At 52.4% G+C, this 21,641-nt stretch carries 20 protein-coding genes and 1 other RNA gene; 11 read left to right on the top strand and 10 right to left on the bottom strand.

Annotated elements, in window-relative coordinates:
- Nucleotides 1–11: 11 nt before the first annotated feature.
- From LDL70_RS13215 to LDL70_RS13235, 5 genes are all read left to right on the top strand, one after another.
- Nucleotides 12–1,181, top strand: a complete 1,170-nt coding sequence (locus tag LDL70_RS13215; RefSeq protein ID WP_370637688.1) for a tetratricopeptide repeat protein — start codon at nt 12–14, stop codon at nt 1,179–1,181.
- A 335-nt stretch (nt 1,182–1,516) separates the two neighbouring features.
- Nucleotides 1,517–2,077, top strand: a complete 561-nt coding sequence (efp, locus tag LDL70_RS13220; protein WP_022710520.1) for an elongation factor P — start codon at nt 1,517–1,519, stop codon at nt 2,075–2,077.
- 444 nt (nt 2,078–2,521) lie between these two features.
- A complete protein-coding gene (locus LDL70_RS13225) occupies nt 2,522–3,313 on the top strand; it encodes an inositol monophosphatase family protein (RefSeq protein ID WP_022710518.1) in 792 nt (263 codons plus the stop codon).
- 230 nt (nt 3,314–3,543) lie between these two features.
- Entirely contained in the window at nt 3,544–4,554 is a 1,011-nt protein-coding gene (locus LDL70_RS13230; RefSeq protein WP_075657304.1) for a MotA/TolQ/ExbB proton channel family protein, read from the top strand.
- A 10-nt stretch (nt 4,555–4,564) separates the two neighbouring features.
- On the top strand, nt 4,565–5,593 hold the full coding sequence (locus tag LDL70_RS13235; protein WP_116089049.1) for a peptidoglycan -binding protein: 1,029 nt from the start codon (nt 4,565–4,567) through the stop codon (nt 5,591–5,593).
- Between the two features lie 64 nt (nt 5,594–5,657).
- On the opposite strand, the gene LDL70_RS13240 is transcribed toward LDL70_RS13235, so the two are convergent.
- Nucleotides 5,658–7,463 (bottom strand): ABC transporter transmembrane domain-containing protein, encoded by a 1,806-nt coding sequence (locus LDL70_RS13240; protein ID WP_225685267.1) that lies wholly within the window; start codon nt 7,461–7,463, stop codon nt 5,658–5,660.
- A gap of 183 nt (nt 7,464–7,646) precedes the next feature.
- Here LDL70_RS13240 and rpmE point away from each other — a divergent pair, with 183 nt between their 5' ends.
- Entirely contained in the window at nt 7,647–7,868 is a 222-nt protein-coding gene (rpmE, locus tag LDL70_RS13245; RefSeq protein ID WP_075657301.1) for a 50S ribosomal protein L31, read from the top strand.
- A 127-nt stretch (nt 7,869–7,995) separates the two neighbouring features.
- On the opposite strand, the gene LDL70_RS13250 is transcribed toward rpmE, so the two are convergent.
- Together LDL70_RS13250 and LDL70_RS13255 are read right to left on the bottom strand one after the other, a co-directional pair.
- Complete coding sequence (locus tag LDL70_RS13250) at nt 7,996–8,781, bottom strand: glutamate racemase (protein ID WP_225685268.1); 786 nt, start codon at nt 8,779–8,781, stop codon at nt 7,996–7,998.
- 287 nt (nt 8,782–9,068) lie between these two features.
- A complete protein-coding gene (locus LDL70_RS13255) occupies nt 9,069–9,815 on the bottom strand; it encodes a YebC/PmpR family DNA-binding transcriptional regulator (RefSeq protein WP_022710828.1) in 747 nt (248 codons plus the stop codon).
- Nucleotides 9,816–10,200: 385 nt separating this feature from the next.
- On the opposite strand from LDL70_RS13255, the gene LDL70_RS13260 reads away from it, so the two are divergent.
- Entirely contained in the window at nt 10,201–10,887 is a 687-nt protein-coding gene (locus tag LDL70_RS13260) for a GntR family transcriptional regulator (protein ID WP_075657299.1), read from the top strand.
- A 341-nt stretch (nt 10,888–11,228) separates the two neighbouring features.
- Entirely contained in the window at nt 11,229–11,804 is a 576-nt protein-coding gene (locus tag LDL70_RS13265) for a biotin transporter BioY (protein ID WP_225685269.1), read from the top strand.
- 83 nt (nt 11,805–11,887) lie between these two features.
- Here LDL70_RS13265 and LDL70_RS13270 read toward each other — a convergent pair whose 3' ends face one another.
- The 6 genes from LDL70_RS13270 to LDL70_RS13295 all read right to left on the bottom strand — a co-directional run bounded on the left by LDL70_RS13270 (nt 11,888) and on the right by LDL70_RS13295 (nt 15,560).
- Nucleotides 11,888–12,634: a TerC family protein gene (locus tag LDL70_RS13270; RefSeq protein ID WP_075657297.1), complete on the bottom strand. Its 747-nt coding sequence runs from the start codon at nt 12,632–12,634 to the stop codon at nt 11,888–11,890.
- Between the two features lie 389 nt (nt 12,635–13,023).
- Nucleotides 13,024–13,848 carry a TIGR00282 family metallophosphoesterase gene (locus LDL70_RS13275; protein ID WP_075657296.1) on the bottom strand — a complete coding sequence of 275 codons (825 nt, stop codon included), beginning with the start codon at nt 13,846–13,848 and terminating at the stop codon, nt 13,024–13,026.
- Between the two features lie 48 nt (nt 13,849–13,896).
- Nucleotides 13,897–14,487 (bottom strand): 5-formyltetrahydrofolate cyclo-ligase, encoded by a 591-nt coding sequence (locus LDL70_RS13280; protein ID WP_225685270.1) that lies wholly within the window; start codon nt 14,485–14,487, stop codon nt 13,897–13,899.
- A 90-nt stretch (nt 14,488–14,577) separates the two neighbouring features.
- Nucleotides 14,578–14,736: non-coding RNA, 6S RNA (gene ssrS / locus LDL70_RS13285), on the bottom strand.
- Nucleotides 14,737–14,836: 100 nt separating this feature from the next.
- Nucleotides 14,837–15,202 carry a cell division protein ZapA gene (locus LDL70_RS13290; RefSeq protein ID WP_116089052.1) on the bottom strand — a complete coding sequence of 122 codons (366 nt, stop codon included), beginning with the start codon at nt 15,200–15,202 and terminating at the stop codon, nt 14,837–14,839.
- An 85-nt stretch (nt 15,203–15,287) separates the two neighbouring features.
- A complete protein-coding gene (locus LDL70_RS13295; protein WP_028233611.1) occupies nt 15,288–15,560 on the bottom strand; it encodes a DUF4164 domain-containing protein in 273 nt (90 codons plus the stop codon).
- A 416-nt stretch (nt 15,561–15,976) separates the two neighbouring features.
- Between LDL70_RS13295 and tkt the strand changes: the two genes are divergently transcribed.
- The 3 genes from tkt to pgk all read left to right on the top strand — a co-directional run bounded on the left by tkt (nt 15,977) and on the right by pgk (nt 20,345).
- A complete protein-coding gene (gene tkt / locus LDL70_RS13300) occupies nt 15,977–17,962 on the top strand; it encodes a transketolase (RefSeq protein ID WP_225685271.1) in 1,986 nt (661 codons plus the stop codon).
- Nucleotides 17,963–18,058: 96 nt separating this feature from the next.
- The gene (gene gap, locus LDL70_RS13305; RefSeq protein WP_075657293.1) at nt 18,059–19,066 is read left to right on the top strand and encodes a type I glyceraldehyde-3-phosphate dehydrogenase; all 1,008 of its coding nucleotides are present in this window, start codon (nt 18,059–18,061) and stop codon (nt 19,064–19,066) included.
- 85 nt (nt 19,067–19,151) lie between these two features.
- The gene (gene pgk / locus LDL70_RS13310) at nt 19,152–20,345 is read left to right on the top strand and encodes a phosphoglycerate kinase (protein WP_075657292.1); all 1,194 of its coding nucleotides are present in this window, start codon (nt 19,152–19,154) and stop codon (nt 20,343–20,345) included.
- Between the two features lie 58 nt (nt 20,346–20,403).
- On the opposite strand, the gene LDL70_RS13315 is transcribed toward pgk, so the two are convergent.
- Nucleotides 20,404–21,606, bottom strand: a complete 1,203-nt coding sequence (locus LDL70_RS13315; protein WP_370637689.1) for a PQQ-dependent sugar dehydrogenase — start codon at nt 21,604–21,606, stop codon at nt 20,404–20,406.
- Nucleotides 21,607–21,641 lie beyond the last annotated feature (35 nt).

Consider the following 21,641-nt stretch of genomic DNA (forward strand, 5'->3'; position numbering starts at 1 on the left):
AGAGTTAGACCATGCTGAAAAAATCCGTTTTGTTCAACAGCACCTGTGCTTTCTGGTTGGTTGCCGCAGCGGCATCTATGCCGGCAACCACTGTCATGGCTGCAGAGGCCGCAAAACCGGCACCTGAGAAAACAGTGCCTGAAGCTGACAAACCCAAAACGGACAAAACAGAGACGGATAAGCCGGCAGATCCGACCGGCGCATCTATGGATGTACCGGCGGTTTCAACCGGCTTCACTATTCCGGAACTTGCCGGATCATGGTCGAAAAATCAGACTGAAAAGTCTGATATGCTTCAGCAACCGGCAACAACCGATGCCATGCCCGCTTTTAACGAGAACCGGTTCGGGGACAAAATTGCCGATCCGGCCTTCGGTGCATTTCAACGCGGTCTTTATCTGACAGCCTTCAATCTTGGTATGGAGCGCGCCAAAGCCGGTGATCCGGCAGCGCAAACGCTGGTGGCAGAAATCTATGCCCGTGGCCTTGGTGTCAAATCCGATCAGAAACAAGCAGCGCACTGGTATGGCTTAGCCGCAGAAAAAGGCGAACATGAAGCCCAGTTCCGCTACGCCGCCATGCTGCTTCAGGGCATCTATGTCACCAAGGACGCGAAAAAAGCTGAAGAGCTGATGCAAAAAGCGGCCGAGGCAGGCAATGCCATGGCACAATTCAATTATGCGCAAATGCTGATGATGCGCCGTCCCGGAGCCAAAGGGCTGGATGAAGCCGCACCATGGTTCCAGAAAGCGGCAGATGCCGGACTGGCCGATGGTGAATATGCTGTCAGTCAGCTGCTTGCCAATGGCACCGCAACAATCAAGCGCGATGATGCGCAGGCGCGCGAATATTTATTACGTGCTGCCCGTAAAAATTATGACACAGCACAGCTTGATCTGGGCACATGGCTGGTCGAAGGGCGCGGCGGCGAGCGCAATTATGATGCCGGTTTCCGCTGGATGCTGACAGCAGCGCGCGGCGGCAATATTGCAGCCATGGCGCGTGCGGCACGGCTTTATCGTGACGGCATCGGCACAGACGGTAATTCGGTTGAGGCTGCGGCATGGTATATTCTGGCGCGGCGCTCAAAACTCAATGCCAAAGACCTCGATTCTTTCATGGACGGGCTGACAGATGAAGAAATTCAGCAGGCCATCGCCCGTGCAAACAATCTGCGCTGACCGGTAAAATTGCATTTTTATTAACATAGAGCGCTGTGCGCCCGATCAGGCGCACAGCGCTTTAACACTTTAAATGAGAGCATAATTTTCGCTTAAACTGATTCAAGTCTAAGAAATTATGCTCTAGTGCAGCCCGAAGTCCGGCAAAGCATCGTATCAGACTTGCTAAAATTGCAGATTTATGGTCTTGAAAACCCCGATTGATATGGCTTGAGAGCCCTCTGATACCGCCTGCGGCATTTTTTGCCAAACCGCCACCGGTTTTGCGCGAAGCGACGCAGAATTTCAAAGGGTAAATCAGAGAAAATTTCACACTAATTCCGGATTGAACGAATATGAAGATCAACGGTAACGAAATCCGTCCCGGCAATGTCATTGAGCACAATGGCGGCCTGTGGGCAGCAGTTAAATGCAACGCGGTTAAACCAGGTAAAGGCGGCGCCTATAATCAGGTTGAACTGAAAAACCTTATCGACGGCACCAAGCTGAATGAACGTTTCCGTTCTGCTGAAACTGTTGAACGCATCCGTCTTGAGCAGAAAGACTTCTCTTTCCTCTATGAACAGGGTGAAGCTCTGATTTTCATGGATACCGAAAGCTACGAACAGCTCGAACTGAACAAAGACTTTGTTGGTGAGCGCGCTGCATTCCTGCAGGACGGCATGATGGTCACCGTTGAAATGCACGAAGAACGCCCGATCGGCATTCGTCTGCCAGATCAGGTTACACTGGCAATCACCGAAGCTGATCCGGTTGTTAAAGGCCAGACAGCGGCTTCTTCCTACAAGCCTGCAATTCTGGAAAACGGCATCCGTATTCTCGTGCCGCCTTTCATTGAATCCGGCGAACGCGTTATCGTTGACACCAACGAACTGACCTACGTATCCCGCGCCTGATCCGGCTCAAATACCCCCTGTACTCTTCAGGATTTAAATATTGTTTCATCCGCAAGGCATGCTTTGCGGATGAAAAAGCTGTTAAGCACATTGACATTTGTGAATAGATCCAGAAAACGAAAGCACTTTTCGGAGAATGTGCGCGTGCTCATATTATTGGGCTGCGTCGATCTGATCCGGCCGTGCCGGACTATGCTCTAAACAGTCTCTCGCTTTTAGCTCAGATATTATTTATGCATGATCTTTATGCATATAAAAGATTATCCGGCGAACAGACGCTGCTCACATTTAACGTCTGTGCCAGCCGGTTTCCACACATGAAAACTGCCCCTCGTCTTTGGTGAGGCTTAGCGGTTTTCTCTTTGACACGAACGCATAAATTGTACCGGCCGGCGATGCAGACTTCAGCCAGCACCGGACTTATGCACTGACAGGACGAAAAATATGGCGCGCTCAGCAATTCTCAACGTTATGGTTCAGGCCGCAATCAAGGCCGGACGCTCACTGGCGCGTGATTTTGGTGAAGTACAGAATCTGCAGGTCTCGCTCAAAGGCCCGGGCGATTATGTAAGTCAGGCCGATAAAAAAGCCGAAGATATTATTTTCAGCGAACTGCGCCGTGCGCGTCCTGATTATAGCTTTCTGATGGAAGAGCGCGGTGCGGTTGAAGGTGCTGACAGCCAGCACCGCTGGATCGTTGATCCTCTCGACGGCACCACCAACTTCCTGCACGGTATTCCGACCTTTGCCGTTTCCATCGCTCTTGAGCGTCAGGGACAGGTTGTTGCCGGTGTGATCTACAATCCGGCAACCGACGAACTTTATACCTCTGAGCGTGGTGGCGGTGCATTCCTCAACGACCGCCGCCTGCGCGTTGCAGCCCGCTCCAAGCTTTCCGATGCTGTGATTACCCATGGTATGCCGCATCTGGGTCGCGGCAAGCATGGTCACTACCTCATCGAACTGCGCAATGTTATGGGTGAAGCCGCCGGTATGCGTGCGTTTGGTGCCGCTTCTCTGGAACTTGCTTATGTCGCTGCCGGTCGCGTTGACGGCTACTGGGATGAGCCGCTGTCCCCTTGGGATATGGCAGCCGGTATTCTGATGGTACGTGAAGCCGGTGGCTTTATCTCCGACAAAAACGGCCAGCAGGATATGTATGAGCAGAAAAACATCGTAGCCGGTAATGAGCTTATTCACGGTCAGCTGCTGCGGACAATCAAAAAGCCGGTCTGATAAAACGATCAGGCTGAAATCACCAATCCCCCGTTCATCTCTGATGCGCGGGGGATTTTTTATTGGTTGTTCCTGTTTTTACCGTAATAGCCGGCAACAGTCGGAAATATGACAGGAATAAAAGTTTCAGTTTTGAAAATTTTGCAGTAGCGTCCTGTATCACAAAGCGGTTTCAGACAATGCAGAACAGCATCTGAAGCAAAACACATCAGGCTCAGCGAGAGAATATTATGGCGCAGCGGGATATCAGCATGGGAACAGAATACGACCCGAACCGGCTTTCCAGCCCGCGGCAGGTCATGATGATTATGATTATATTCCTCGCTCTTGTCGCTTTTCTGGCTCTGGTTCTGGTGCGGCAGATCCAGACCTTCTTCGTCACCAATCCCGGCCTCAACGGCTTGATTCTCGGTGTATTGCTGGTTGGCATCATACTGGCTTTCATTCAGGTTCTGCGCCTTGTGCCGGAAATCCGCTGGGTCAATTCCTTCCGCAACGGTGATGACGGCGCGACGGATCCGGTGCTGCTGGCACCGATGCGGGCAATGATCGGCCGCCGCCAGTCTATGGCACTATCCGCCACATCTATGCGCTCGATCCTTGATTCCATTGCCACACGCCTTGATGAAAGCCGCGATATTTCCCGCTATCTGATCGGGTTGCTGGTATTTCTCGGCCTGCTCGGTACATTTTGGGGTTTGCTGGAAACTATCGGCTCCATCGGTCAGACCATTCAGTCGCTTGATCCGAAGTCCAATGATACCGGCACGGTGCTGGATTCGCTCAAGAGCGGATTACAGGCACCACTCAGCGGCATGGGTACGGCTTTCTCGTCCTCCCTGTTCGGTCTGTCCGGCTCGCTGATTCTTGGCTTTCTCGATCTGCAATCCGGTCGCGCCCAGAACCGTTTCTATACGGAACTGGAAAACTGGCTGTCCTCGGTCACCGATCTGAATTCCGACCTGCGAGTTGATGCGGAAAACGGCAATACAACACTGGAAGAAATCCGCCTGTTCTCCGACCGCCTGCAAACAATGCAGGACGGCAACGGCACCAGCCAGCGCACAACCGCTGCTCTGGCTAATCTTGCAGACGGTGTGCAGGCATTGGTGAAAACCATGCGCCATGACCAGCAGAGCATGAGTGACTGGGTTGAACGGCAGGCCGAAGAGCAGAAAGCTCTGCGTCAGGCTGTTGAGAAACTGAACACCATCCTCTCCGCTACCAAGCGCGAACAATAAGGCGGAACCGATGGCCTTATCCCGTAACCGTCGCAGTGAGCGCCATGTTGATTATTGGCCGGGCTTTGTGGACGCGCTGTCCACATTGCTGCTGGCGATCATGTTTCTGCTGTCCGTCTTTGTGCTGATGCAGTTTCTGCTCTCACAAGAGGTCAATAACAAGGATTCCGTGCTGAACCGGCTCAACAGCCAGATCAGCGAACTGACCGAGCTTTTGTCTCTGGAGCGCGGCAAGGGGCAGGATCTGGAGGATACTCTGGCCGGTCTTCAGGCATCACTTACCGCTGCGGAAAATGAAAAATCCCGCCTGCAGAGCCTGCTCGCTTCCGGTGGCTCCGGTGCAGCTGCAGAGCAGCGTGCCGGTGAATTATCTGCAACGCTGGATGCTGAAAAACAGGTCAGCGCCCGAGCCTTGTCGCAAGTCGAATTACTCAATCAGCAGATTGCAGCCCTGCGCCGCCAGATCGGTGCGCTGGAAGACGCACTCAATGCATCCGAAGCCCGCGATCGTGAATCCAATACCAAGATCGCTGATCTCGGTAAAAGGCTGAATGTGGCACTTGCCCAGCGTGTGCAGGAACTCAACCGCTACCGTTCCGACTTCTTCGGACGCTTACGCGAGATTCTCTCCGATCGTGAAAATATCCGCATTGTCGGCGACCGCTTCGTCTTCCAGTCAGAAGTGCTGTTTCCGACCGGCTCAGCAGATATCAATCCGCAAGGCCTGATCGAAATGAAAAAGCTGGCCGATGCGGTGGTAGAGCTGAATAAGGAAATACCGGACGATATCAACTGGGTGCTGCGTGTGGACGGCCATACGGATAATGTGCCGCTATCAGGCACAGGTCGTTATCGCGACAATTGGGAACTATCCTCAGCGCGTGCAACGGCGGTGGTTAAATTTCTGATTGCCAATGGTGTACCGGCGAACCGTCTCGTAGCCGCAGGTTTTGGCGAATATCAGCCACTGGAGGCGGATGACAGTTCCGATGCCCGCAGCCGCAACCGGCGTATCGAGCTGAAACTCACTGAGAGATAATAAAAAGCCCGCGATAATCGCGGGCTTTTTCATTTCAATGCACCTGCTGAAATTGCAGACTTTGTTAGTTTACCGCCTGCTGAAATTGCAGGCTGGCTAAACGGGCATAAATCCCGCCGGACTGGCTCAGGCTTGCATGGGTGCCCTGCTCAACAATGCGCCCCTGATCCATAACCAGAATATGATCGGCCTTCAAAACGGTCGCCAAACGGTGCGCAATTACCAGTGTCGTGCGTCCCTGCATCAGATGTTCCAGCGCTTTCTGCACCAGCATTTCACTCTGCGCATCCAGTGCCGAAGTCGCTTCATCAAGCAACAACACCGGCGCATCCCGCAGCAAAGCGCGGGCAATGGCAATGCGCTGACGCTGACCACCGGAGAGCATGACGCCACGTTCACCGACAGGCGCATCATAGCCACCTTCAAGCGCCATGATAAATTCATGTGCCTGCGCAGCCTTTGCGGCGGCTTCAATATCCGCATTACTGGCATCCGGTCGTCCGAAAGCGATATTTTCACGAATACTGGCAGCAAAAATCGTCACATCCTGCGGCACAAGCGCAATATTTCCGCGCAAATCATCCAGCGACAATTGCCGCAGATCCCTACCATCCAGCAGGATTTTACCCTGCAACGGATCATAATAACGCAGCAGCAAGGCGATCAGGGTTGATTTACCGGCACCGGAAGCACCGACAATCGCAACGGTCTTGCCCGGTTCAATCACAAAGCTCACATCGTGAAGGGCTTGGTGCTCTGGTCGTGTCGGATAAGCAAATTCCACATGGGAAAATTCAACGCGGCCTTCAGCACGAATAAGTCTGACCGGTTGCGCCGGTGAAGCGACAGCTGATTCTTCATTCAGCAATTCCACCAGCCGCTCCGCCGCACCGGCAGCCTGTGCCAGCTCCGCCCAAACCTCCGACAAAGCACCGAGTGAACCTGCCGCCACCACTGCATAGATCAGAAATTGCCCCAATGTGCCCGCAGACATCCGGCCGTTCATCACATCATGGGAGCCGAACCAAAGCACGGCCACAACGCTGGCGAAGATGATGAAGATTGCAAAAGCAGTCAGGATTGAGCGGGAGAGAATCGATTGCTGTGCCGCATCATAAGCGTGATCAACCGCACCGGTATAATGTGCAATCGCCGGTGCTTCATGGGTAAAAGCCTGTACGGTGCGCACTGCGGCAATTTTTTCTCCAGCATAAGCAGTCGCCAGCGCCAGCTCATCCTGCGCGCGGCGTGAACGGCGGCGGACAGAGCGGCCAAAGGCCACCAGCGGCAAAACGATGAGCGGAATAGCAGCCAGCACCAGTGCCGATAATTTAGGACTGGTGACCACCATCATCACCACCGCACCGATCACCAGAATCAGATTACGCAAGGCGATAGAAGCCGTAGCACCGACAGCGGATTTCACCTGTGTTGTATCGGCAGTCAGACGGGAAACGATCTCTCCGGACTGAACTTCATCAAAAAAAGCAGGCGAAAGGCGCGTAACATGGGCAAAAACATCGCGCCGCAGGTCAGCAACGATGCGCTCCCCCAGCGTGATCACGAAATAATAGCGCGCAGCAGAGGCCACAGCCAGCACCGCAGCCAGAACCATTAGAGCAGCAAAAGACGTATCAACCAGACTGCTCGAAGCCGATATCAACCCGTTATCCAGCAGGCTGCGCACAGCCACCGGCAGAACCAAGGTTGCCATTGCGGCAGTGACCAATGCAACCAGCGCACCGGCAACAGAGCGGGGATATTGACGGACGTAAGGAAAGATTCGCGCCAGCGGCTTTAAGGACCGGCGTGGCTTTTTACCGCTCTCGGCCTCAGAAACCGCTTTGTTTTGTAAATTCGTCGCTGTCATTCTGCTTGCTTGCTATATTGCGCCCTTGTTATTAGCTGCTGCCTGATGTATAGGCTCCCCAACCCTTTTGGAAGCCGTAGCCGTATTGTCTGCAGCTTCAATGAGACAAGTGGGCGTATCTGCCGCAGTTCCGGTGATGGCCGGGGCGTGGCTAAATGCCATAAACCTTTCAGGAAGCTGACTATGAAAGCAGACATTCATCCGGATTACCACACCATCAAAGTTGTTATGACTGATGGTACCGAATATTCAACACGCTCCACCTGGGGTAAAGAAGGCGATACGATGAACCTCGATATCGATCCTTTGAGCCATCCGGCATGGACCGGCGGCAACCAGCAGCTGATGGATCGCGGTGGCCGCGTTACCAAGTTCAAGAACCGCTTCGGCAATCTGGGTATCTAATTCCCAGCTTCTTGATGAGAATAAAAAAGCTCCGCAATGCGGAGCTTTTTTTATGACCTGTCTCTTTGTTTTGTGCATTTGCCTCACGCAAAACCGGTTCCCACTTTTGCTGGAAATGCAGCAGGTTTTAATAGGGCCGCACCGGCTCCAGCGGAATATCCACGCCAATTGCGCTGAGCATCTTCCGGAATGTCGCCAGATCATAGCGCTCATCTTCCGTCACCAATGCACGGATTTTCCCCTGCCCCTTAGTGCCCTGCCCGATTCTTGAAACCATATCTTTGGCGGGGTCGAGAAAATGGCATTGCGGGCGGGCATTTTCGAAAAACCGGCGCAACCATGGCAGATGTGTACTGGAAAGGGTCAGCACATCAATCTCCGGATATTTGGCAAAAACCTGCGCCAGAAATGCATCAACCGCTGCCTGTGTTTTCTCCGGTGCAAACAGAAACGCACCTGATTCTACCAGCTCTACCATCGGAGAGGCATTAATCAGCGCCACACGATCACTATAAGCACTGTGTTCAGCCACGAACTCGCCGATCATCGGACTTTCCACCAGCGACTGAACACCCATGATCCCGATTTGTCCGCTATGGGATAAGCCCCATGCCTCCCGCAAAGGCGGATAGACGCCGAAAAGCGGCAGATGAATATCCTGACTGAGCTCCTCCAGCACCATGATCGACGGCGCATTGGAAGCGATCACAATTGCACAAGGATTGAAGCTTGAGAGATAATCAATCGTGCGGCGCATCACCTGAATCAGTTCCGCGCGGTTTTTGCCGCCATAGGGAAAACTGGCACGGTCAGCAAAATATATAATATCCTGATGCGGCAAGCGGTTGCGGATTTCCGCAACAACAGCATAGCTGCCGATACCTGCATCAAAAACAGCAATCGGTCTGTGCATAGATCATTCTCCCGTTTCCGTATTGCGGAACGGTGTCCGCCTCGAGAGCGATTTACGCCCGGATTGAATCACAGCAATCGCTCTCGATTCTTAGAGTCGTCGCATTTCATTGCCATCAAACTATTCAACCTGACGCTGAAATGCTCCGGTCCGTCTCAGATATGCTCTATCAATTTAGTGTCCCGATTTTACCTGCCAAGGTCAACAGGACGATTATATGGCACAAAAAGCAAAACCTCCGGCAACATCAGCTGCCGGAGGTTTTAATATTGAGCAAGGAGACTAAATTATACGCTCAGCTTGGCCAGCACTTCTTCGCTGACTTCAAAATTGGCGTAAACGTTCTGCACATCATCATCATCTTCCAGTGTCGAAATCAGACGCAGAACGGACTGTGCCTTTTCTTCATCAACCGGAGCCGAAGTCTGCGGCTTCCAGACTGCCTTGATGGATTCAGCTTCGCCAAGTGCCGCTTCAAGCGCTTTGGAAACCTCGCCGAGATCTTCAAAAGCACAGATAATGACGTGGCCTTCTTCATCAGACTGCACGTCTTCAGCACCGGCTTCAATCCCTGCTTCCATAACGGTGTCAGCGTCACCGGCAGTAGGCTTATAGACGATCTCGCCAACGCGGGAGAACATGAAGCCCACGGATCCGGTTTCACCCAGCGCACCGCCGGATTTGGTGAAAGCAGCACGCACATTGGATGCGGTACGATTGCGGTTGTCTGTCAGCGCCTCAACGATAACAGCCACACCGCCCGGGCCGTAGCCTTCGTAGCGTACTTCATCATAGTTCTCGGAATCGGCACCGGCAGCTTTTTTGATCGCGCGTTCGATATTGTCCTTTGGCATGGACTGCGCTTTAGCGTTCTGAATTGCCAGACGCAGACGCGCATTCATCGACGGATCAGGCAGCCCCTGCTTGGCTGCAACGGTAATTTCGCGTGCAAGCTTGGAGAACATTTTCGACCGCATGGCATCCTGTCTGCCTTTGCGGTGCATAATATTTTTAAACTGTGAATGGCCGGCCATAGCACCCCTGTTCAGGTTCTAAAATTTGGGCACGGGATTGAATATGCGGCGCAGCAAGAGCGAGGCATCCGCATTCATCCCTGCGGAATGTGCGCTTTATAAGGAAAATGGTGCGCCACGTCCAGCCACACCACACCGCACTTCTTTGCAGGCAGCTATAATATCGTCTTTTTATTGCTGATGATAGTTTTTTACGCCGGTTCCGGGCGCTGCAACTGGACACGGTCTGATATGCACCTTATCAATAATGTGAATATATTATGCCGCATCTCTGGCATTATACTCATTCTCAAACCTTTATTTGCCCGTACCTTTATTTGAATCCCAGAATGCTCTATCCACGGGCAAGCTCTGAAACTGCCCGTTAAACCGGATATAGATTGACGTGACCGAACAGCCAGCCGCACCGCGACAGAAAAACGACACGATAGCCGCACAGATCAGCAAGATTCTGTCGCAGCGTATCATCGCCGGTGAACTGGAACCGGGGGCAAAACTGCGTCAGGATCATATTGCCGATGAATTCGGCACCAGCCATGTGCCTGTACGCGAAGCTTTTCGTCGTCTTGAAGCGCAGGGACTGGCCGTGTCCGAGCCGCGCCGTGGTGTGCGTGTTGCCTCTTTCTCGCTTGCAGAAATCCGCGAAGTTGCGGAAATGCGCGCCGCACTGGAAGTGCTGGCACTGCGCCATGCTGCGCCGCATCTGACCCGTGCCATTCTGGATGAGGCGGAAGAAGCCACCCATGCCGGTGATAATTCCAGTGATGTGCGTTCATGGGAAGCGGCCAACCGCAAGTTTCACCGTCTGCTGATTACACCTTGCGCCATGCCGCGTCTGCTGGCGACGATTGATGATCTGCATGATGCCAGCGCACGCTTTCTGTTTGTCTCATGGCGCGCGGAATGGGAAGCCCGCACCGATCACGACCATCTGGCTATTCTTGCAGCCCTGCGGGACGGCGATGTGGAGCAGGCTGCCAATATTCTCACCCGCCATGTGCAGTGGATTGGCCGCAAGCCGGTAACCAGCCCGTCAGGCAAAGTGCGCGATGCCTTTGCGATTGTCGGATAAAATAAAACCAATTCCGCATAAATTATCTATAAAATATATCAATTCATAAGTCTCAGAGCAGATGCGGGCAGTTTTAAAACCTGCCCTTGCCCGGCTTGCTGCAATCCGCTCTGTTTACGACCCGTCTATAAACAATTTTACGACAATTCTGTCTGGCCAAGTCGCACAAATTGACCTAATGATTTTTACGATAGATGCATATTGCAAACTATCTATAATTTCACCAGAGTGTGTCGCATATCATTTTACCCGCTGCACCCGCTCTCAGTTTTTGTTTATTGCATGATCGTGCCCGTCAAATAAGATCATTTGAATACACATCATGCTATAAGGAGCTTTTCATGTCTCTTGCACATGCAGTTCGCAAACCGGCTTTCAGCCCGCTCAATCTCGACAATCGCAGCGCGGCCATGAAATTATTTGCCGTCATTTCCGGCACCATGATTCTCGCACTGACCTCCCAGATCACAGTGCCTATGCTGCCGGTTCCAATCACCCTGCAGACACTGGTTGTTCCGCTGATCGGCGCACTTTATGGCTGGCGTCTTGGCGCACTGACCGTGCTTGCATGGCTCGGTGAAGCAGCAATGGGCATGCCTGTTCTTGCCGGTGGCAACGGCACTCTGGCCGCTTTTGCAGGCCCGACAGCCGGTTACCTGTTTGCATTCCCTGTTATCGCAGCCCTCACCGGCTATCTGGCTGAACGCGGCTGGAACGGCAGCAGCCTGCCAAAAGCTTTCGCCGCTTTCCTGACCGCCAATATTCTGGCTCTGGTTCTCGGCGCAGCATGGCTGAGCCTGTCAGTCGGTGTTGAAAAAGCTGTACTGGTTGGTGTTACACCATTCCTGATCGGCGCACTGATCAAATCCGCTCTCGGCGCTTCGATCCTGAAAGCTTCTTTCCGTAAAGACGCTTAATCGCTTTTGAGCTTCGGCAAAAATAAAAGCCCCGTTGCAGATCATTGCAACGGGGCTTTTTCATATGCGGATTTTATACTGATTTACTCAGCAGGCTTATTACGGCGACGTGCCAGCATATTGAGGATTTCGACCAGCGCCGAGAAGCCCATCGCAGCATAGATATAGCCTTTCGGCACATGATAACCGAAGCCATCGGCAATCAGGGTCATACCGATCATCAGCAGGAAGCCCAGCGCCAGCATAACGATTGTCGGGTTCTTACCGATAAAGTGCGACAGCGGGTCAGCAGCAAGCAGCATCACTGTTACAGCACCGACAACAGCAATCACCATGATCACGATCTCATCGGTCATACCAACCGCTGTGATGATACTGTCGACAGAGAAGACCAGATCAAGCAACAGGATCTGTGTAATTGCAGCACCCATGCTCAATGTCACAACTTTACCTGCACCGGCTTTGGCACCGTCATGAGGATCAACCGTGTGATGAATTTCCTTGGTCGCTTTCCAGACAAGGAACAGACCACCGGCAATCAGAATAATATCGCGCCATGAGAACTGATTACCGAACAGCTCAATCACCGGATCCTTCATCTGTACGATGATAGAAATTGTGAACAACAGTCCGAGACGCAGGATCAACGCAGCACCAATACCGATTTTTCGGGCTTTTGCCTGCTGATGCAGCGGCAGCTTATTGGTGAGGATCGAGATAAAGATCAGATTATCAATGCCGAGAACAATTTCCATGACCAGCAATGTGACCAAGGCAGCCCATCCCGCAGGGCTGTTCAAAAAACCAAAATACTCAGCGAAAAATTCCATTCAGGCGCCCTTTGCGTCGAAGAATTATTGATAGATCTGTAATGTAAGCATATCCGGCAAATACCATGCGGCCTTGCATCAGATAGTGCGCAAAGCCAAAGAGACAGGTGAGCTGCGTCATTTTACTTATGACAAAACAGTTCAAAACTCAGTCCATGTTCCGGTTATAAACCGCCTATACAGGCAATAAAGACTTGAACACGCACAGATATTTTACAATCTCATGAAATCACGAGACAGGCACATGGGAAAAGAATGCCTGTTTTTCAATAAAACAGAAGCCCAACATTTTATTTCTGTCTGAAATATTTCGCATGTTCAGCCAAACAAAAAACCCGCATATCCGTAAAATATGCGGGTTTTATAATTTTATTCAGCAAAACGATACTTTAGCGCCAGAAAGACGGAATGGTTTCTTCAAGCCGCGGTCCGATGCGCAATGGCGCCGCCTTTTCTGCCAGACCTGTACGATCTGAGATTTCAACCCCGATACCGCTGATAGTTGCAGGGCCGCTGGCAGCCTCAAAGCGCCCCTTCGGCACTTTGGAGAGAAAACGGTTGAGCGGCTCTTCTTTGTCCATACCCAACGATGAATCATAATCACCGCACATACCGGCATCAGACATATAGGCCGTACCATTGGTCAGAATCTGGCAGTCAGCAGTCGGGACATGGGTATGTGTTCCCACAACCAGACTGGCGCGGCCATCAACAAAATGACCGAAACACTGCTTTTCACTGGTCGCTTCCGCGTGGAAATCAAAGATTACCGCATCTGCCTGTTCACCAAGCGGGCAGGCTCCGAGAATTTCCTCACCCGCCTTAAACGGATCATCCAGATCAGGATGCATGAAAACGCGCCCCATAATATTGGCGACCAGCACGCGCGCACCGTTCTTAGCAATATAGAGACCGGAACCTTTACCGGCAGTGCCTTTCGGAAAATTCGCAGGGCGCAAAAAGCGATCTTCGCGGCGGGAGAAATCCAGAGCCTCGCGCTGATCCCAGACATGGTTGCCGGTAGTCATGACATCGGCACCGGCACGGATGGTCTCATGGAAGATTTCTTCCGTCACTCCGAAACCACCGGCAGCATTTTCACCGTTTACAACGACAAAATCCAGTTTCAGATCAGAAATCAGACCCGGTAATTTTTCAAAAACTGCTGTGCGACCGGAGCGGCCAACCATATCACCCAAGAAAAGAAAACGCATAGATCCTTCAAACCTGCTTTTGGATTTTCCGCAAATATCACGCAAATATCACACTGGCGATGCCGCAATAAGTCCGGTTTCAGTCAGAATATAATTCAATGCCACATCATGCGGCTCATGGGCTATGTGATCTACCCGTTGGGCATCAAACGCAACACCTATCAGCAGCGGATGCTTATTTTTATGGTGTAAAGCTGCAATTGCACGGTCATAATAGCCCGCACCATAGCCGATCCGGTTGCCTGCACGGTCAAATGCCGCCAGCGGAATCAGCATAATATCGGGATCAACAACCGGCGCATCGGCCGGTGGCCCCATTGTACCAAAGCCCGTCTCAACCAGTGCATCGCCAAAAGACAAGGTGCGGAATTCAATAGTCTGCTTATCCAAAATCGCCGGCACACAAAGTGTCATACCGCGCGCTTCAAGCACCCGCATTAATGGTCGCGGATCAATTTCCGAGCGGATCGGCCAGAAGCCGGAGACACAGGCCTTCTCAGGCAGCGTTATGCCATTCAGAAAATTCTGAACAATGGTCTCAGAAGCAGTGTTACGGAAAATTTCAGGGAGAGCATTGCGCGCCTGCAGAACGGATTTTCGCAAATCGGCCTTCTGCATTTTCAGATCACCATCCGCCATGCTCTTTTTCCTTTACTTCACTCACCTAAACGCCTCTTCCCGATTAAAACAGAAAGACGCGAAAAAAGGCAAATATGAAAAAGGAAAGAGCGGCGAACCACAGCGACCGATGAAGCGATTGATCCCGGGAACCTACAACGTAGGTGGGCACCATATGAAGAAGCCCTCGAGCCTCCTCAGGGACAGTTCCCTTAGAGATCAATAAGGCCCCGGGGATGTTAAACCTTCTGTCGTGAAGAGCAGTACGCCTGTATTTATTATAGGGATTCTGATGCCCCTGTACCAGAGGGCATTCTCGCGGATACAGATTTTTTTATTCAACTCATCACAATAAATCAGAACTGCCCGATCAATTGCCGCGTGGTGCAATTTTTTTAGCCAGACCTTCAATCTGATGGGCAGCACGTGCCACTGCCTGTGTCAAAGCGCTGTCGCTTTTATCGGCACGGGACAAGGCATCATCACGGGAGCGGCGCAACGTTTCCGCTTCATTTTCCAGCCCCTGCAAGCGTTTTTGCAATTCGGCCAGCTCGTCCATCACCATAATACCGGCCATAACGGTCAGGCGCAGATCGCCGATTTCACCGAAAGAGCCTTTGAGATGCATGACATATTGGTCAAAACGGTCAGCCAGACCGGAGAGATGCTCTTCCTGACCCTCGTCACAGGCCATACGATAGGCTTTGCCATCGATTGTCACTGTTACTGTAGCCATGGGACCTCCGTTCTGCCGTTTTTTATTATTTTTCCGTGCAAGCTATAGAACATAAATAGCTGCTAAATTTTGTCCGGCAAGAGCCTCAACGATCGAGAACCGTGCGGATTGTTTCCATAGCCGTTACCAGCCGCCGCGAGACTTCACGATTGGCTGTCTCCAGCCGCTCGGCACGAGCCTCAGACAAATCAAGTTCCTGTGCCAGTTTGGAGCGGTCAGCATTCATGCGCTGTACTTCTTCTTCCGCTTCCACAAAGTCCCCCTCTTTTTCAAGCCGTAATTCAACAGCCTGCTCAAGAGTTGTCATTGCTTTTTCCAGTTGTTCAATCGCCTGTCTGAGCGTAATTTCTGAAGCCATATTCTTTCCCTTTGCCGATAACGGCTTTTCAAAATAAGGCCGAATCGTCATGCCGGAAGCGGCAGATTTTCCATCACTTTAATAAGCACAATGCTGTGAAGCAACAAATGTCACACAAAGGCGTTAACTCATACACCATATTTACAACGGGGTTTGACAAGCGCTGTTGTAACTTCAACCGTTTTAAGCGCGCACACTGTGTCGCATGCAGGCCTGAAATCCCCTGTTATACGTGCAGAATGCCAGCGCTTTGTTGACTCTCTTCATGCAAATGTTATGTGTCGCCAACCCTTGCAGCAGAGCTCTTTTTATCTTTTTACTGCAAGTTATGTCCTAATGCTCACAAATCTGCCGATGTCTGAGGCTAACAGCTCTTTACACATTCTGCAGGCACCACAGGAAAGACAGCCGAAACCATGAGTAATTCCGATAAACAGAACCAGATGGCCAACGCAATCCGCTTCCTGTCTGTGGACGCAGTAGAAAAAGCCAATTCGGGCCATCCGGGCCTGCCGATGGGCGCAGCTGATATTGCGACCACGCTTTACACCCGTTTCATGTCCCATGATCCGCAGAACACCACATGGCCTGACCGTGACCGTTTTGTCCTGTCCGCAGGTCACGGTTCGATGCTGCTATACTCCCTGATGTATCTGACCGGCTATGAAGACATCACGCTCGACGAAATCAAAAATTTCCGTCAGCTCGGTCACCGCACCGCAGGTCATCCGGAATTCGGCCATGCTGCCGGTATTGAAACCACAACCGGCCCGCTCGGTCAGGGTATTGCCAACGGCGTTGGTATGGCACTGGCAGAACGTATTCTGAACGCAGAATTCGGTGATGCACTTGTCAACCACCACACATATGTTCTGGTTGGCGACGGCTGTCTGATGGAAGGTATCAGCCAGGAAGCGATTTCGCTGGCCGGTCACCTCAAGCTCAACCGTCTGATCGTTCTTTGGGATGACAACAATATCTCCATCGACGGTCCGATCTCCCTGTCCGACTCCACCAATCAGTGCGCCCGCTTTGAAGCTTCCGGCTGGAACACGCTGAAAGTTGACGGTCACGATCAGGATGCAATTGCCAAGGCTATTGAATTCGCCAAAGCATCTGACAAGCCAACCATGATCGCCTGCAAAACCACCATCGGTTTTGGTTCGCCGCACAAAGCAGGTACCAGCAAGGTTCACGGTTCGCCGCTCGGCGCAGAAGAAATTGCAGCCACCCGCAAGGCACTCGGCTGGGAATATGAGCCATTTGTTGTCCCGCAGGATGTGCTTGATGCATGGCGTCTGGCCGGCCTGAACTCCGCGAAGAAGCGTATCGAATGGGAAAAGCGCTTTGCTGCCGCTGACGCATCGGTTCGTGCAGAATTTGAACGCCGTATGCGCGGCGATCTGCCAAGCGCCTTCGATCAGGCGATCATCGACTATAAGAAAAAGCTCTCGGAAGATAAGCCGAAGGTTGCCACCCGTAAATCTTCGGAAATGGCTCTCGAAGTTATCAACGGCGTTGTACCGGAAACCATCGGCGGCTCCGCTGACCTTACCGGCTCCAACAACACGCTGACCTCGCAGACCAAGCCGATTACACCGGATAATTACCATGGCCGTTTCGTCCATTACGGTATCCGTGAGCTCGGCATGTCCGCTGCAATGAACGGTATGGCGCTGCATGGCGGTGTTATCCCTTATTCCGGCACCTTCCTCTGCTTCTCCGACTATGCACGTCCGGCCATGCGCCTGTCCTCACTGATGGGCATCCGTGTTGCTTATGTCATGACCCATGACTCCATCGGTCTTGGTGAAGACGGCCCGACACACCAGCCGGTTGAACATCTGGCTGCATTGCGCGCTATTCCGAACCATTTCGTATTCCGTCCGGCTGATGCGGTTGAAACTGCAGAATGCTGGCAGATTGCGCTGAACTCAACCAAAACACCGTCGACACTGGCTCTGACCCGTCAGAACCTGCCGACCGTGCGCACCCAGCACGATGATGACAATCTCTGTGCCTATGGTGCCTATGAACTGGCAACCGCTTCGGATGATGCAAAAGTCACCATTTTCGCCACCGGTTCCGAAGTTGAAATCGCGCTCAATGCCCGCACACAGCTGGAAGCCAAAGGCATTCCGACCCGCGTAGTTTCCGTTCCTTGCTTTGAGCTGTTTGAAAACCAGACAGCAGCCTATCAGAAAGCACTGATCGGTACTGCACCGGTACGTATTGCGGTTGAAGCTGCAATTTCCATGGGCTGGGAACGCTTCATCGGCGAAAACGGCACATTCATCGGCATGAAGGGCTTCGGCGCTTCCGGCCCGATCAATGATCTCTACAAGCATTTCGGCATCACTGCGGAAGCTGTGGTTGCCGCAGCAGAAGCCAAGCTGGGCTAATTTATCAGGAGTAATCAGGTCACCTGATTACTCCTTTTTCTCTCTCAGCCTGCAAAAGCAGACTGAAAAACATCGAACAGTTTCGGGAGTCATAATATGGCAGTTCGCGTCGCTATTAACGGTTTTGGTCGTATCGGCCGTAACGTCCTGCGCGCCATCATCGAATCGGGTCGTACCGATATCGAAGTTGTAGCAATCAACGATCTGGGTCCGGTTGAAACCAATGCGCATCTTCTGCGCTATGACAGCGTTCACGGCCGTTTTCCGGCAGAAGTGACTGTCAAAGGCGACACCATCAATGTTGGCCGCGGCGCGATGAAAGTTCACGCTGTGCGCAATCCTGCCGAACTGCCATGGGCAGCTGAAGGCGTGGACATTGCTCTGGAATGCACCGGTATTTTTGCTACCCGCGATAAAGCTGCTGCCCATCTGGAAGCCGGTGCCAAGCGCGTTATCGTTTCCGCGCCTGCAGACAATGCTGACCTGACTGTTGTTTACGGCGTCAACCATGACAAGCTGAGCAAAGATCATCTGGTCATTTCCAACGCTTCCTGCACCACCAACTGCCTTGCACCGGTGGCTCAGGTTCTCAATGACGCAATCGGCATTGAAAAAGGCTTCATGACCACGATCCACTCCTATACCGGTGACCAGCCAACGCTGGATACCATGCATAAGGATCTGTATCGTGCCCGCGCCGCTGCCCTGTCGATGATCCCGACCTCAACCGGTGCGGCTAAAGCTGTTGGTCTGGTTCTGCCGGAACTCAAAGGCAAGCTCGACGGCGTTGCAATCCGCGTACCAACCCCGAATGTTTCCGTTGTTGACCTGACATTTGAAGCAAAGCGCTCCACAACTGTTGAAGAAATCAACAATGCAATCCGCGAAGCTGCCAATGGCCGCCTCAAAGGCATTCTCGGCTTTACTGATGAGCCGCTGGTTTCCATCGACTTCAACCACAACCCGCATTCATCCGTATTCCATATGGATCAGACCAAAGTTATGGACGGCACCATGGTGCGCATCCTGACCTGGTACGACAATGAATGGGGCTTCTCAAACCGCATGAGCGATACTGCGGTTGCGCTTGGCAAGCTGATCTAAGCATCTGCTCGGACCAAATATGCCGAAGCCGCGTGACCTCACTGGACGCGCGGCTTTTTTATTCCGCAAAAACCGGAGACCTCTTATGAATTTCCGCACTCTTAAAGACGCAGATGTTGCTTCAAAACGCGTGCTTGTCCGCGTTGACCTGAACGTACCGATGCAGGACGGCAAAGTCTCAGATACCACCCGTATCGACCGCATTATTCCGACCATCAATGCTTTGCGTGAACGTGGCGCCAAAGTCATTCTGCTTGCGCATTTCGGTCGCCCGAAAGGCGAAGTGAAGGCTGAATTCTCGCTGGAACAGATCGTGCCTGCTTTGGCACATGCCGTTAAGCATCATGTTGCTTTCGCCAAAGACTGTATCGGCGATGCAGCTGCTGCAGCCGTTAACGCCATGAAGGACGGCGATGTTCTGCTCCTTGAAAACACCCGTTTTCACAAAGGCGAAGAAAAGAACGATGCCGATTTCGTCAAGGCACTCGCTGCCAATGGCGATATCTATGTCAATGATGCTTTCTCGGCTGCGCACCGCGCCCATGCCTCGACAGAAGGTCTGGCGCATGTTCTGCCTGCTTTTGCCGGTCTGACCATGGAAGCCGAACTGACAGCACTGGAAAAAGGTCTCGGCCAGCCAGCCCGTCCGGTGATCGCGATTGTCGGCGGCGCCAAAGTCTCCACCAAGATCGACCTGCTTTCCAACCTTGTTGAAAAGGTTGATGCTCTGGTGATCGGCGGCGGTATGGCCAATACTTTCCTTGCAGCACAAGGCCACAATGTCGGTAAATCGCTCTGTGAACATGATCTGGCCGATACAGCCCGTGCGATCATGGCAAAAGCGGATAGCGCCAATTGCGCGATTATTTTGCCGGTTGATGCTGTGGTTGCATGGCACTTTGCAGCGGATGCCCCGCACCAGAATTATGGTGTGGATGCAATCCCGCATGACGGCATGATGCTGGATGTGGGCCCGCTCTCGGTTGACCGCATCAATGCGGCAATCAGCGATGCCTCCACTCTGGTCTGGAACGGCCCGCTCGGTGCTTTTGAACTGCATCCTTTTGATGCGGCAACCGTATCCGCAGCCAAACATGCAGCAGAACGCACCAAACAGGGCAAGCTGGTTTCTGTTGCCGGCGGCGGTGATACTGTTGCAGCGCTGAACCACGCCAAAGTCAGCGATGACTTCTCCTATGTCTCTACCGCAGGCGGTGCTTTCCTTGAATGGATGGAAGGCAAACCGCTTCCGGGCGTAGACGTGCTGAAAGCCAAATAAGACATATCCGAAAATCAAAAAAGCCCGCTGATTTCAGCGGGCTTTTTTTAATGTTCACTCATTTCGGTGTGAGGCGTAGTAACCGCCCCGGAATATCATCTTCGATCACATAGACGGAACCGTCTTTGGCAATCGCCACATCGCGGATACGGTTTTCCATATCATAGCGCTCCGCTTCATCAGCACTGCCATCCTCTTTGAACTCAACCCGTATCAAAGCCATGGAAGCAAGGCCGCCGATCAACGCCGAGCCTTTCCAGTTTTTGAACAATGCGCCTTCATAAAAAGCCAGTCCGGCAGGTGCTATCACCGGTGTCCAATAGACAACCGGCGGTTCAAATTCCGGTCTTGTCTCATGATGTGGGATCGGCTCACCGCTATATTGCGTGCCATTCGACACCACCGGCCAGCCGTAATTCAAGCCCTGTTTAATCAGGTTCAGCTCATCCCCGCCTTTGGGGCCCATTTCATGCAGCCATAATTTGCCATCAGGCGCAAAAGCCAGTCCGTAAGGATTGCGATGGCCGGTTGTCCATGTCAGCGCCCGTGCATTATCCTCATCCTGCCCTGCCAGATCGGCACGCGGATTATCCTGCGGCACAGAACCGTCGCGGTTAAAACGCAGCACTTTACCCAGAGCCAGTTTCGGATCTTGCGCGGTTTTCGGATTCATCCGGTCACCGGAGCTTAAATACAGATATTTTCCGTCCGGTGAGAAAGCGATAATGCCGCCCGGTTGCCCCCATTTGCTTTTCGGCAACTGCCGCCACATCACAGTCAGGTCATCGAGCGAAGCTTTGCCATCCTTTTCGTTCAATTTTGCCCGTGCCAGCACCAGCGAACTGACAATATCTTTCCCGCTGCGTTCCGGTTCGGCATAGGTGAAATAGACCAGCCGATCAGAGTCAAAATCCGGTGAAACAGCAATATCCAGCAGGCCGTTCTGCCCTTCAAAAGACACGGCAGGCACATTGCTGACTTCGGTCTTTTTACCGGCCCGATCCGTCAGAAAAATATGTCCGGCTTTTTCCGTTACCAGCAGACGCTGATCCGGTAAAAAAGCAATCGCCCAAGGCGTATTAAATTCGGCAATTTCCTGCACTTTAAACGGATTTTCAGCAACCGCTGCGCGGCCACCGGCATTAACAGATTGGGATGCAAAAACCGGCGGACTGAACAGGCTGGCAGCTATTGCAGAGGCCAGAAAATAACGAATGCCTGCATGTTTCAGACCTGTAATCTTGACGCGTCCGTTCAGCACGCTCTCCCCCTTGACCGGTTGATTATGACTGGCTG

The sequence above is a fragment of the Pseudochrobactrum sp. XF203 genome (assembly GCF_020341615.1).
In the GTDB taxonomy this organism is placed as follows: domain Bacteria; phylum Pseudomonadota; class Alphaproteobacteria; order Rhizobiales; family Rhizobiaceae; genus Pseudochrobactrum; species Pseudochrobactrum saccharolyticum.

What these genes read in the sequence shown, in the direction of transcription:
- LDL70_RS13215 (WP_370637688.1), top strand. Translation starts at nt 12, where the DNA reads ATGCTGAAAAAATCCGTTTTGTTCAACAGCACCTGTGCTTTCTGGTTG.
- efp (WP_022710520.1), top strand. Translation starts at nt 1,517, where the DNA reads ATGAAGATCAACGGTAACGAAATCCGTCCCGGCAATGTCATTGAGCAC.
- LDL70_RS13225 (WP_022710518.1), top strand. Translation starts at nt 2,522, where the DNA reads ATGGCGCGCTCAGCAATTCTCAACGTTATGGTTCAGGCCGCAATCAAG.
- LDL70_RS13230 (WP_075657304.1), top strand. Translation starts at nt 3,544, where the DNA reads ATGGCGCAGCGGGATATCAGCATGGGAACAGAATACGACCCGAACCGG.
- LDL70_RS13235 (WP_116089049.1), top strand. Translation starts at nt 4,565, where the DNA reads ATGGCCTTATCCCGTAACCGTCGCAGTGAGCGCCATGTTGATTATTGG.
- LDL70_RS13240 (WP_225685267.1), bottom strand. Translation starts at nt 7,463, where the DNA reads ATGACAGCGACGAATTTACAAAACAAAGCGGTTTCTGAGGCCGAGAGC.
- rpmE (WP_075657301.1), top strand. Translation starts at nt 7,647, where the DNA reads ATGAAAGCAGACATTCATCCGGATTACCACACCATCAAAGTTGTTATG.
- LDL70_RS13250 (WP_225685268.1), bottom strand. Translation starts at nt 8,781, where the DNA reads ATGCACAGACCGATTGCTGTTTTTGATGCAGGTATCGGCAGCTATGCT.
- LDL70_RS13255 (WP_022710828.1), bottom strand. Translation starts at nt 9,815, where the DNA reads ATGGCCGGCCATTCACAGTTTAAAAATATTATGCACCGCAAAGGCAGA.
- LDL70_RS13265 (WP_225685269.1), top strand. Translation starts at nt 11,229, where the DNA reads ATGTCTCTTGCACATGCAGTTCGCAAACCGGCTTTCAGCCCGCTCAAT.
- LDL70_RS13270 (WP_075657297.1), bottom strand. Translation starts at nt 12,634, where the DNA reads ATGGAATTTTTCGCTGAGTATTTTGGTTTTTTGAACAGCCCTGCGGGA.
- LDL70_RS13275 (WP_075657296.1), bottom strand. Translation starts at nt 13,848, where the DNA reads ATGCGTTTTCTTTTCTTGGGTGATATGGTTGGCCGCTCCGGTCGCACA.
- LDL70_RS13280 (WP_225685270.1), bottom strand. Translation starts at nt 14,487, where the DNA reads ATGGCGGATGGTGATCTGAAAATGCAGAAGGCCGATTTGCGAAAATCC.
- LDL70_RS13290 (WP_116089052.1), bottom strand. Translation starts at nt 15,202, where the DNA reads ATGGCTACAGTAACAGTGACAATCGATGGCAAAGCCTATCGTATGGCC.
- LDL70_RS13295 (WP_028233611.1), bottom strand. Translation starts at nt 15,560, where the DNA reads ATGGCTTCAGAAATTACGCTCAGACAGGCGATTGAACAACTGGAAAAA.
- tkt (WP_225685271.1), top strand. Translation starts at nt 15,977, where the DNA reads ATGAGTAATTCCGATAAACAGAACCAGATGGCCAACGCAATCCGCTTC.
- gap (WP_075657293.1), top strand. Translation starts at nt 18,059, where the DNA reads ATGGCAGTTCGCGTCGCTATTAACGGTTTTGGTCGTATCGGCCGTAAC.
- pgk (WP_075657292.1), top strand. Translation starts at nt 19,152, where the DNA reads ATGAATTTCCGCACTCTTAAAGACGCAGATGTTGCTTCAAAACGCGTG.